The organism is Pedobacter sp. (assembly GCF_035566355.1).
Taxonomy (GTDB): domain Bacteria; phylum Bacteroidota; class Bacteroidia; order Sphingobacteriales; family Sphingobacteriaceae; genus Pedobacter.
This window is the reverse complement of the sequence record NZ_DATMRL010000177.1, coordinates 1-11,725: the sequence shown is the minus strand read 5'-3', so window position 1 is coordinate 11,725 and position 11,725 is coordinate 1. Positions and strand designations below refer to the sequence as shown.

General features: G+C 39.9%; 10 protein-coding genes. 4 read left to right on the top strand and 6 right to left on the bottom strand.

Going from position 1 to position 11,725, the window contains the following annotated elements; all coding sequences use genetic code 11:
* The 3 genes from VNZ46_RS07010 to pdeM all read left to right on the top strand — a co-directional run.
* Nucleotides 1–1,635 (top strand): ATP-dependent DNA ligase (locus tag VNZ46_RS07010; RefSeq protein WP_325559371.1); only part of this gene is annotated, 1,635 nt, incomplete at its 5' end.
* The gene (locus tag VNZ46_RS07005) at nucleotides 1,616–4,129 is read left to right on the top strand and encodes a ligase-associated DNA damage response DEXH box helicase (protein WP_325559370.1); all 2,514 of its coding nucleotides are present in this window, start codon (nucleotides 1,616–1,618) and stop codon (nucleotides 4,127–4,129) included. The genes VNZ46_RS07010 and VNZ46_RS07005, both read left to right, overlap by 20 nt.
* Nucleotides 4,126–4,761, top strand: a complete 636-nt coding sequence (gene pdeM, locus VNZ46_RS07000) for a ligase-associated DNA damage response endonuclease PdeM (protein WP_325559369.1) — start codon at nucleotides 4,126–4,128, stop codon at nucleotides 4,759–4,761. Before VNZ46_RS07005 ends, pdeM begins: the two co-directional genes overlap by 4 nt.
* Here the strand turns inward: pdeM and VNZ46_RS06995 are convergent.
* Nucleotides 4,758–5,198, bottom strand: coding sequence for an NUDIX domain-containing protein (locus VNZ46_RS06995; RefSeq protein ID WP_325559368.1), 441 nt, complete (start codon nucleotides 5,196–5,198; stop codon nucleotides 4,758–4,760). The genes pdeM and VNZ46_RS06995 overlap by 4 nt on opposite strands.
* Complete coding sequence (locus VNZ46_RS06990) at nucleotides 5,195–6,175, bottom strand: cation diffusion facilitator family transporter (RefSeq protein WP_325559367.1); 981 nt, start codon at nucleotides 6,173–6,175, stop codon at nucleotides 5,195–5,197. Before VNZ46_RS06990 ends, VNZ46_RS06995 begins: the two co-directional genes overlap by 4 nt.
* 136 nt (nucleotides 6,176–6,311) lie before the next feature.
* Between VNZ46_RS06990 and VNZ46_RS06985 the strand changes: the two genes are divergently transcribed.
* Nucleotides 6,312–7,505, top strand: coding sequence for a pyridoxal phosphate-dependent aminotransferase (locus tag VNZ46_RS06985; RefSeq protein WP_199082975.1), 1,194 nt, complete (start codon nucleotides 6,312–6,314; stop codon nucleotides 7,503–7,505).
* Nucleotides 7,506–7,567: 62 nt separating this feature from the next.
* Here the strand turns inward: VNZ46_RS06985 and VNZ46_RS06980 are convergent, their stop codons facing one another.
* The 4 genes from VNZ46_RS06980 to VNZ46_RS06965 form a co-directional block, all read right to left on the bottom strand.
* The gene (locus tag VNZ46_RS06980) at nucleotides 7,568–9,535 is read right to left on the bottom strand and encodes a sensor histidine kinase (protein ID WP_325559366.1); all 1,968 of its coding nucleotides are present in this window, start codon (nucleotides 9,533–9,535) and stop codon (nucleotides 7,568–7,570) included.
* 108 nt (nucleotides 9,536–9,643) lie between these two features.
* The gene (locus tag VNZ46_RS06975) at nucleotides 9,644–10,390 is read right to left on the bottom strand and encodes a DUF72 domain-containing protein (protein WP_325559365.1); all 747 of its coding nucleotides are present in this window, start codon (nucleotides 10,388–10,390) and stop codon (nucleotides 9,644–9,646) included.
* Between the two features lie 11 nt (nucleotides 10,391–10,401).
* A complete protein-coding gene (locus VNZ46_RS06970; protein ID WP_133782637.1) occupies nucleotides 10,402–10,620 on the bottom strand; it encodes a hypothetical protein in 219 nt (72 codons plus the stop codon).
* A gap of 130 nt (nucleotides 10,621–10,750) precedes the next feature.
* A partial coding sequence (locus VNZ46_RS06965; RefSeq protein ID WP_325559364.1) for a PepSY-associated TM helix domain-containing protein occupies nucleotides 10,751–11,725 on the bottom strand: 975 nt, incomplete at its 5' end.

Here is an 11,725-nt window from a genome sequence, read left to right as displayed (position 1 = left end):
GGAGGAGGTACTGTGAAAAGATTTTCTCAATTGATCCAGCAACTGGAGATGAGCAATAAAACCAATGATAAAATAGCAGCATTGGTGAACTATTTCAATGAAGCGGATGATGTTGACAAACCTTATGTTATAGCCATGTTTACCGGTAAAAGACCAAAGAGACCGGTCGGTACCGCGTTACTCAAACAATGGGCTATAGAAAAAAGCGGCATTCCCGATTGGCTGTTTTCTGAAAGTTACCACAATGTTGGCGACCTGAGTGAAACCATTTCACTTATCCTCCCCTCACCGACACATCTGGTTAACCGTAAGCTTCAGGAATGGATCAGTGATCTGGCTTCTTTACAAGGAAAGGACGACCCCTTTAAAAAGACCTTTATCTTATCAGCATGGGACAGCCTGGATACTCAGGAACGTTTCATTTTCAATAAACTTATATCTGGAAATTTCAGAATTGGAGTATCCGGCAAAATGCTGGTAAATGCACTAGCCAAACAGAGTGGTACAGCAGCTAATAAGATCATGCACAGCATTATGGGAAAATGGGATCCTTCCAAAATTACCTATCAGGACCTTATTGGAGGCGCTCATGTCAATACTGATAATTCCTGGCCGTACCCCTTCTGTCTGGCTTATGCTTTGGAAGTTGAGACTGAAAGTCTGGGTACCCCTGAAGAATGGCAGGCAGAATGGAAATGGGATGGAATACGAGGGCAAATTGTAAAAAGGAACGGAGAATTGTTTATCTGGTCCAGGGGTGAAGAACTGGTTACAGAGCAATTTCCTGAACTTCATTTTCTAAAGGAGGAACTTGAAGATGGTACCGTACTTGACGGCGAAATTTTGTCTGTAAAAGAAGGGAAAGTACAGGCTTTTAGCATCTTGCAACAAAGACTGAACCGCAAAACCATTAATAAAACCCAGTTAAATGAAGCTCCAATAGGTTTCTTTACTTACGATCTGCTGGAATATAAAGGAGAAGATAAACGGTCTGATGTACTTAGCCTACGCCGGAAACAGCTGGAAAAGGTCATTTATAATTTACAGACTAAAAATATAGTTCTTTTATCACCAATTGTTAAATTTGATAACTGGCAGCAGCTTGCAAAAATAAGAGAGGGCTCAAGAGACCTGAACAGTGAGGGGCTTATGCTTAAAAAAGCAGACTCTTTATACCATTCCGGCCGTAAAAGAGGAGATTGGTGGAAATGGAAAATTAACCCTTACACAGTAGATACCGTAATGATTTACGCACAAAAAGGTAGTGGCCGCAGGGCTAATTTCTTTACTGATTATACTTTTGCAGTTAGGCAAGGTGATCAGCTCATCACCATCGCAAAGGCTTATTCTGGTTTAACGGATAAGGAAATAAAAGAAGTGGATGCCTTTGTAAAAAAAAATGCGATTGAAAAATTCGGACCCGTTCGCACTGTAAAACCTGAACTCGTTTTTGAAATTGCCTTTGAGGGGATTGCTGAAAGTAAAAGACATAAAGCGGGTCTTGCCCTTCGTTTTCCAAGAATAGCCAGATGGAGAAAAGACAAAAAAGCAGACGAGATCAACACCCTGGATGATTTAAAACAGCTTTTGCTCTCCACCTTAAATACCTCGATTCATGGAACTGAACAAGAGTAAAGGTTATAGACAAGTGATCAGCTGGCTGAAAAGCAAAAAAAGAAAACCTTTCCAGTTTCAAACTGATGCCTGGCAGTACTATGCAGAAGGCTACAGTGGTCTGATCAATGCACCTACTGGATTTGGAAAAACCTTTTCTATCTTCCTTGGAGTTGTTATAGATCAACTCAACAAGAGCGAAGACCGAAAACCAGTTTCATCAAAGAAAACAAAAAAATCGGCGGATGGATTAAGATTGCTTTGGATTACCCCGCTCCGATCTCTTGCTAAAGATCTGGCCAGAGCCATGAATGAAGTTTGTCAGGAACTAGATCTGGGATGGCATGTTGGAATCCGCAATGGAGACACTCCTCAAAATGAAAAACTGAAACAAAAGAAACAAATGCCAGAGGTGCTGATTATTACACCAGAAAGCATCCACCTGCTATTGGCTCAAAAAAGCACTTTCAATTATTTCGATCAGCTGGAATGTATTGTTGCAGATGAATGGCATGAATTGCTGGGAAGCAAGCGGGGTATTATGGTGGAGTTAGCCATTTCAAGGATCAAAGGCTTGCTTCGGAAAAAACATCCCGAAAGATTGCTCAGGGTTTGGGGCATTTCAGCCACCATAGGTAATCTGGAACAGGCCATGGAAGTATTGGCACCCGATCAGGAACTTTTAAAAACGATTGTAAAGGCAAATCTGGAAAAGAAAATTGTTATTAAATCTATCCTTCCGGATCATATAGACATGCTACCGTGGGCAGGCCACCTGGGCCTTAAGCTGGCTTATAAACTTCTTCCGGTAATCCACAAAAGCAAAACAACACTGATCTTCACCAATACGCGTGGTCAGGCCGAACTATGGTATCAGGCCTTACTTGCACAGGACGAAAATCTGGCTGGTCAGATTGCTATTCATCATGGTTCTATCGACTATGAACTCCGGAACTGGATTGAGGATGCATTGCATTCTGGTATTCTTAAAGCGGTTGTTTGCACCTCTTCCCTCGATCTGGGTGTAGATTTCAAGCCGGTTGACACTGTTGTTCAAATTGGTTCTCCAAAGGGGGTTGCGCGCTTCCTTCAACGCGCAGGACGCAGCGGACACGCTCCTCATGAAATCTCCAGAATCTATTTTCTCCCGACACATGCCCTGGAACTTGTAGAAGCTGCCGCCATTAAAGAAGCTGCAAGAACCAATAATATAGAGAGCCGGGAGCCCATTATTATGGCATTTGACACCCTCATCCAATACCTGGTTACACTGGCAGTTGGAGATGGCTTTGACGATGAACAGATCTTTTTTGAAGTTAAACAAACTCATGCTTTCAAAGAACTGCTACCTCAGGAATGGAATTGGATCATGCAGTTTATCACCACCGGAGGCGAGAGCCTTACCGCTTATACCGAATTTAGTAAGGTAAGCAAGGCTGAAGATGGCTTATGGAAAGTGGAAAGCCGTCAAATTGCTATGCGCCACCGACTTCATATCGGTACTATTGTAAGTGATGCCATGCTCAAAGTAAAATACCTCAGCGGCGGTTATGTGGGCATGGTCGAAGAGTCTTTTGTTGCTAAAATGAAACCTGGTAGTAACTTCACGCTGGCCGGCAGGGTATTGGAGTTTATGATGATTAAGGACATGATGGTATTGGTTAGAAAGAGTAAATTAAAACATGCTATGAGCCCAAGCTGGATGGGCGGACGTATGTCTTTAAGTGCCAATCTCGGTTCCACACTTCGTAAAAAGTACAATGAAACATTAGATAAGACTCATCAGGATGAAGAACTTGACTTCATTTTCCCCTTATTTGAACGGCAGGCAAAAGTTTCCCATGTGCCCAAAAGTGATGAATTTCTAATTGAACTTATTCAAACCAGAGATGGATTCCATCTATTTGCCTATCCCTTCGAGGGCAGGCAGGTGCATGAAATTATGGCTTCCCTCATTGCTTACAGGTTGAGCAGGAAACAACCCATCACCTTTTCCATTGCCATGAACGACTATGGTTTTGAACTCTTAAGTGAGCAGCCCATCCCACTGGATGAAAAGCACATCAAAGAACTGTTCAGCCCTGCAAATCTTGCAGCCGATATTATAGCCAGCATTAATGCTACAGAAATGGCACGCCGAAAATTCAGAGACATTGCCTGCATTTCCGGCCTAGTATTCCAAGGCTATCCGGGTAAATATGTTGCTAATAAACATTTGCAATCCTCCGCGGCACTTTTTTTTAACGTGTTCAGCGATTATGATAAACATAATTTATTATTACGCCAGGCTTATGATGAAGCATTTTATCAGCAAATTGAAGAACCCAGACTGGCTGCAGCATTACATCGCATACAATTAAGTACAATTATTTTAATAAAAACAGACAGGTATACCCCTCTCTGTTTTCCCATCAAAGTAGACAGTCTGAGGGACAATATGAGCACAGAAGAACTGAGCCAGAGAATTGAAAGAATGACTGCTGAAGAAGAAAAAAGAAATATCAAAAAAAGATGAACATTATATGTAAAGAAGAACAGCTGATATTAGATAAAGAACGGGCAATTTACTGGCCCTCAAGAAAAATGCTGATCGTTAGCGACCTTCACATTGGCAAATCCGCCCATTTTAGAAAATCTGGCATACAGGTACCCGATGCCGTCACACATACCGATCTTCAGCGCTTAACCTTGCTAATGAGGACCTATCATCCTGAAACATTATTAATTACCGGCGATATGTTCCACAACAACATCAATAGCGATGCAAATGCCTTTATGGACTGGAGAAAAAAGATCAGTGACTTAAAAGTCGTACTCATTAAAGGTAATCACGATGCCTTGAAAAACGAAGATTATAGGGCCCTGGAAATAGAAGTTCATCAAAAGGAACATCTCTGTTATCCATTTCGGTTTATACACGACCAACCGGCTGAAGCGGATGAATACTATAATCTGACAGGTCATATTCATCCTGGCGTAACACTATACGGAAAGGCAAAACAACGTTTGCGTTTTCCTTGCTTTTATTTTGGCAGATACAGTGCTATATTACCGGCATTTAGCGTCTTCACCGGACTAAAATCTATAAAACCGGAAGAAGGAGATCGTTTCTATGCCATTACACCAGACCGGATAGTAGCAGTCTAAAGATCCATCTGTTTTAACAGCATTTCAACTACCGTACGATCTGTTTTAAAAGTTACATCTTCAACTTTCAGATCCTTCAGTTTGATCCATCGAAAGGACTGTGTGCTGTTTTCTGCAAAATCAAAAGCCTCTGTTTTAAAGGCCATTTCAAGCGGATTCAAAGATTTGACAAAATAATAAATGCTTAAGATCTGGCTGTCGTTAAAGGAAGACTGTTCATAAAAATCAGTGGTATAGAAATGTTCCAGCACCTCAATCTCCACATTGCATTCTTCCATAAACTCACGTTTCAGCGCATCCTTTAAGCCTTCCCCCAATTCAAGTCCGCCACCGGGAAACTTACTGAAACTCTTGCGCTCTGAATACTCATCGCTGATCAGCAGACCTTTATCCGGATCAATCAGTAAACCATATACTCTTACATTAAAATAGCTCATTTCTGGTCAAAGTGTTTTTTGTTCTTGGTTGCATTCTCTATTGTCCACTTAATCTCACCTGCATAATCCTGCTGTCTCACCGGGCATTCTTTCATCTTACAATAATGGCAGCATTCAGGCAAACAAGGATCTGCATGAATAAACAATTCTGTACTTCGCTCTCCACTGCCATTGACCAATTTATCGATAGCAGAAATCTCTTTATGAACTCTGTTCAGATCAAAATAATATGGGAAAGTGAAATGACAATCAATATGGATATCTGCGCCATATTGTTGTGCACGAAGATTATGTACGTCAATCCATGGTTCTTCACGGTTATCTTGCAACACCTCTACAATGTTTTTAACCAGCTCAATATTACTCTCGTCCATCAAGCCACCAACAGATTTCCTGGTCAGTTTATAACCATTGTATACAATAAAAATTCCCAGCAGGATAGAGATTACACCATCCAGCCAGTAAATTTCGGTAGTTTTGATTAAGATCACCCCGACCACCAGTCCCGCACTGGTTATAGCATCTACCATTAAATGCTTTCCATCTGCTTCCAGCGTTAAAGAATGATGTTTTTTCCCAGTCTTGATTAAAAAATAACCAGCCAGCAAATTTACAATGCCTGTTGCACCTATAATCAACGCACCCTCAAATAATTGTTTGATCTCCGTTGGAAAGACTAGGTCATGAGCAGATTTGAAAATAATAATGATCCCTGCCAGTCCAATCAGTACCCCTTCTACAAAGGCCGAAAAGAACTCTACCTTGCCATGTCCGTAAGGATGGTTTTCATCTTTAGGTAAGGTAGCCAGGTAAATACTGTAAAATGCGAAACTGCTGGCCATTACATTCACAATGCTTTCTGCAGCGTCCGTAAGTATAGCATTGGAATTGGTGATAAAATAAGCCGCAAATTTTGCGAGCATAAGCACTACGCTAACGCATAGGGCAACAAGGATAGCTTTTTTCTTAGGATGCAAACTTCAGTAATTAGCATCCAAAAATACGGTTTAAGAGTTAAAATATATTAAAAAGTATTTTTTTTAGTTTAAAATTCCGCCAGGTTTCTATATTTGCTTTCTCACAAAATTATATTTTGCTTTCGCACAAACTATTATGACATTTTTATCCAAGAGAATCAACAACCTCTCAGAATCGCAGACCATCAAAATGGCAAAACTCGGTAGAGAACTATCCGCAAAAGGGATAGATGTAATCAACCTGAGCTTTGGTGAACCAGATTTTTTTACGCCAGAACACGTTAAGGAAGCGGCTAAAAAAGCTATCGACGAAAATTATTCTTATTATACTCCGGTATCGGGGTATCCGGAATTACGAAAGGCGATTGCAGAGAAGTTACTGAAGGAAAATGGACTAACTTATAGTTTTGACCAGATTGTTGTCTCTACGGGTGCAAAACAATCCCTGGCAAATGCAGTAATGTGCCTGGTTGACCCAGGACAAGAGGTTATTGTGCCAACACCTTACTGGGTATCTTATTCAGAGATGATCAAACTTGCCGAAGGTGAAACTGTTTTCATCAACGCAACCGTTGAGCAGAACTTTAAAATCACCCCGGAGCAACTGGAAGCAGCCATCACGCCAAAAACAAAACTCTTCATGTTCTCTTCTCCTTGTAACCCTACAGGTTCGGTTTACAGCAAAGAGGAACTGGCTGGTTTAGTTGCTGTATTTGAAAAGCATCCAAACATCTATATTCTGTCAGATGAGATATATGAGCACATTAACTTTGTAGGCGAGCATGCTTCTATCGCATCTTTTGATTCTATCAAAGATCGTGTTGTCGTGATCAATGGTTTCTCTAAATCTTATGCAATGACAGGCTGGAGAGTCGGTTACATAGCTGCAAATAAAGAAATCGCAAACGCGGTAGATAAAATGCAGGGCCAGATTACTTCAGGTACCTGTTCCATCGCACAGCGCGCGGCTTTAAAAGCTTATCAGGATGGGCTCGATACTGTTCATGAAATGGTTGCCGAGTTTAAAAAACGCAGGGATATTGTTTACAATTTGCTTAAAGAAATTCCCGGATTGAACGTTAATCTTCCTGATGGTGCATTTTATTTCTTCCCTGAAGTAAAATCTTTTTTTGGAAAAAGTGCCGATGGACAAACGATCAATAACGCAGAAGACCTTTCTTTATATCTGCTGAATGAAGCACATGTTTCTACTGTTACCGGTGAAGCCTTTGGGAATGACGATTGTATCCGTATTTCTTATGCAGCAGCTGAAGATAAGTTAAGAGACGCTGTTTCACGAATTGGAAAAGCATTAGCTAAATTGAAATAGGTCTTAAAAAAGATGTAAAGAGGGTATATCATAATATGCCCTCTTTTTTTTATATCATAGTATTAATCTGCTATTTTAAGAAAAAAGTAAAACTCAATATTTTCGCCGGTCAACCGCACATCCAGTTTTCTTCCGTTGGCTTTCGCGAATTCATGACAAAGCTGCAAACCTAAACCGACTCCCCTTTCATTTGCCGTTCCTGGTGTGCTTGCCTGAATGTTTGGCCAACGCAGTGTATCCAGGTTTAATCTTTCAGGATCAACCGCAGGGTTACTTACACTAACCCTAACCTCATTCCCTTCTCTTTTCAATTCAATCCGGATACAACCTCCGGGCCGAGTAAATTTAATGGCGTTATCTATCAGATTGCGTAAAATAAGCAACACCTGGTTTCGGTCTGCATAAACTTCAGGTATTTCTGCTGCCTCCATTTTCAGCACTATAGATTTATTTAGAGCAAGGGGCTGATAAACATGCAGTAATGTATCTGCGGCGCGGTTAAGATCAAAAACAGAAAAAAAGCTTCCAGAGGAATCCATCTGATTTCTGGCCCAATATAACAGATTATCAAGAGTATGATGGATCACATCAATATTTTTACGGCTGGCATTCAGCAACTGTTTGAGTTCATCAAAACTAAGCATATCCATGTCGTTTAATGTAAAGATACTCACCAAACTATTAAAAGGACTTCTCAGATCATGAGCAACAATAGAGAAGAGTTTGTTTTTCACCGCATTGGAAGCCTCTAATTTATCAATACTCTGATGAAGTTGTACCGTTCTTTCAGCAACCACCCTCTCCAGTTCTTCATTATGCATCCTTACAATCCTAAGATTTTCGTCCTTAGTTTTCCGTTCACTTCTGATCAGATCACGGTAGCGGTCTCCCAATGCAAAGGCCAGAAGAAGAAGTTCCACAGTAGAACCTATTGGCAGCAGGTTAAATGTAAAATCACGGGTACTGAATATTCCTGCAAGACTAAAAGTGAAAGCGATAATCGTCAATGACATTAATGCCCATGCACCTACATAATATTTAGCAGATTTATATCCTTTGAACCAAAGCATAATCCCGGCTGCCATCAGCATAATCGTATTCACAACTCCAAGTACTTGCGCATAGGATGCGCCCAAAGATTTGAACCCCAATATACTGATCAAAAATTCAACGACACAGAATGCAAAAACAACGTTATACCATCTTATCCAGGAAGACGCAGTTGACTTCAAATTCAGGAACTTTCTCGAAAAAAGGACAGCTGTAATTGCAGAAAAAGAATGAAAAATATGTGGATAAGTATTAAGCGCGATTCTGAACTGATCACCAAACAGATAACTGTACCCCTTTAAATAAAGAACAACGTAAAAGAAAAGGGAAAAAACATAAAGACTATAATATAGATAAGTTTTATCTCCAAGGCTAAAGAACAAAAAGACATTAAACAGGAACAAACTAAAAATTACGCCAATATAAATACTCTCCAACAGTAATTTAGACGTCCCCATAGCAAGTTTATCGCTCGTAGTCAATTTAATTGGCATCAGCATAATATTGTTGGAACGCACACGAAGGTAAACTGTAAAAACCTGTTCTGCAGAATTGTCCGGTAATAAAAACCTGTAATTGGTCATTATCTTGATGCTCCTTTCTGGCACAGAAAGACTTCCAGCGTGCATTTTCAGGAATTGACCATTTTCCTTCAACAAAAAACAGTCTATCTGCTCAATATTTGGAATATCGACAATCAAATAAGAACGATTATTTGCCTCCGGGATGTAACGGAGTTTAATCCAAAAAGCAGACTTTGTATTTCCCAAATTAAGGATATCTCTATCTGAAGAATGAAACTTTCCCAAACTGTCCAGTGCCACAGCCTCCTGCACACCCAACCTCCCGGAAACATCTTCCAGATAACTTAACTTTTTACCAATGTTCTCATAGGGTTGACGGCTGATATCAACAATTTCCGGAATGGAAAAAACAGGCAGAGAGGCGAAAATGAATAGACAAAAAAATAAATAGCGCATGGAGGGTTTCTTTCCGGTATAAAGATAGAAATTTTAGCACCTCATCTAATTAAAAAGAAACAGATTACTATTTATTTTGACATAATTTAACCCAAAAAAACAACTGAATTACAGAAAACTCCTTAAACTTTCCATATTTTTAATAGCGTTGCCTATAGTATTATTAAAGTAAGTATATACCTGCTTCCCTTCTTCCAGCCATTCTTTGATATAAGAGGCATATTCATAAAGAAATGCCTCCTCGTAACTTCCCTTATAATCTCCACTGGGACCATGAAAACGTACATAAACAAAATCAGTCTGGTTCTCAATAACCTCCCCTCCTTCTGAGAGTTTATCATGTAAAACAAGTGCCATTCCATACCGATCCATCAGGTCAAAGGTATCCTGCTGGTACCAGCTCTGATGCCGAAACTCAACAGCAACTCTCCATTCAACGTTGGGATCAACCCACCTGATCCTGTCCAGTAGCCGCTCTACAAATGGTAAATGTACCGGTCGTATGCTGCCTGGAAATTGCACCAGCAAGCACCCTTTTTTATTGCCTACCGCTGAAATCCTCATCATAAAATCATCAACAGCTTCCAAATTGGGATTTAATGATTTACTATGCGTAATTTCCCGCCACAACTTAAATGTAAATTTAAAATCATCCGGAACCTCAGTAGCCCATCTTGCCACTGTAGAAGCCATTGGTACCTTATAAAATGAGCTATTAATCTCAATACTATTATACAGAGATCCATAATAACACAGACGGCTTTTGGTTTTAAAAGCTTCTGGAAAAAATTCTTTGTTAGGAACAGGAAGTAATAAACCGCTGGTTCCGGAATAATATACACCCTTATTACCCATAAAGCAATCAATTAAGAGCCAACATGCTCATGTTCTTCAATTTCTTTTCCAATCTCATCTACATAATTTTGATCTACCCAATCTCTTGTTTCCCAAAGAATACTTGAATTGCTATCATCATGATATAGGTCTGCCAGTTTGTTTGAACCTCTGAAAACCCTGTAAACACCGTCCTCCTGTGGATATACCGTCAATCTAACCCCATGAAGACAAATCGTAAATGGATCCATATTTTACTCGTTTACCCAATAGAACGACTAGATCTTGGAAATGTTTTTATTTGTTATCCACACAATCATTGTTATCCACACTCTGGAGAGCACCAGATGCTCAATAAAAAAGCAATTAAAGGGAAGGAGTTTAAGAGGATATGGAGTTCGATTTTTTCTTCTTTTTACGTCCAAGCCAAATCATAAATCCGGTAACTGGTAAGCTTGCGGCTATAAAACTACCCATAAAAGCCAGTATTTTACCAGGTAAGCCTAGTACCACACCAACATGAATGTCATAATTCATCCGGATAAGTTTCTCACCGCTGTTCTTATCTTTAAAATTTTCACGTCCAAGTAATTTACCAGTAAACTGATCTAAGTGCAGAACGTCCGTATCATAATAATCTTCTTTACCCCTGTATCCGTTGACACTAATCGTAGCCGACTTTGGAGCTCCCCGATCAGGTACATACAAAAAAATACGCCTTGCATCTGGGAATTCTTGCTTTGCAACACCAAAAGCAATATCAATTGGGTTCTTTAAAACTGCTGTTGTAGAGTCTGAAGCAAAGCTGATCTGTTTTGGAGGTGTTACGGATCTGGACGCAACCACATATACTGCGGTTTGAAACCAACTCATTGCCCAAACCATCCCGGTTAGTGCTAATAGCAGCGTAATCAGCATAGCATAAAATCCAGGTACATTATGAAGATCATAGTTCAGGCGTTTAAATTTAGCCTTCCAGTTAATTTTAAAACTCTTATTAAAATTGGCCTTTTTAAGGTTTTTAGGCCACCATAAAATCATTCCGGTGATCAGTAATATCACAAATATAAGTGTACTATATCCTACGATTGGCTGCCCATACTGCGTATTAAGTAACAAACTCCAATGCAAGTATTTCACGATCACAAAAAATTCCTTTTCATAATCAATTATACCAGTTATTTTGCCTGTATATGGATTTATAAAAGCCGATTTATAGGAATCTACAGCACCAAAAAATGTAAGTGCTTTGGGGTCTCCTCCTTTAAAATACATAAACTCCCAGGCTCTGGAAGGATCACTGTAAGTCGTTACAGATACATTCGGAACATGTAAAGCTTGCTCTGCAGTACTTTT

What these genes read in the sequence shown, in the direction of transcription:
- pdeM (WP_325559369.1), top strand. Translation starts at nt 4,126, where the DNA reads ATGAACATTATATGTAAAGAAGAACAGCTGATATTAGATAAAGAACGG.
- VNZ46_RS06985 (WP_199082975.1), top strand. Translation starts at nt 6,312, where the DNA reads ATGACATTTTTATCCAAGAGAATCAACAACCTCTCAGAATCGCAGACC.
- VNZ46_RS06975 (WP_325559365.1), bottom strand. Translation starts at nt 10,390, where the DNA reads ATGGGTAATAAGGGTGTATATTATTCCGGAACCAGCGGTTTATTACTT.
- VNZ46_RS06970 (WP_133782637.1), bottom strand. Translation starts at nt 10,620, where the DNA reads ATGGATCCATTTACGATTTGTCTTCATGGGGTTAGATTGACGGTATAT.
- VNZ46_RS07005 (WP_325559370.1), top strand. Translation starts at nt 1,616, where the DNA reads ATGGAACTGAACAAGAGTAAAGGTTATAGACAAGTGATCAGCTGGCTG.
- VNZ46_RS06995 (WP_325559368.1), bottom strand. Translation starts at nt 5,198, where the DNA reads ATGAGCTATTTTAATGTAAGAGTATATGGTTTACTGATTGATCCGGAT.
- VNZ46_RS06980 (WP_325559366.1), bottom strand. Translation starts at nt 9,535, where the DNA reads ATGCGCTATTTATTTTTTTGTCTATTCATTTTCGCCTCTCTGCCTGTT.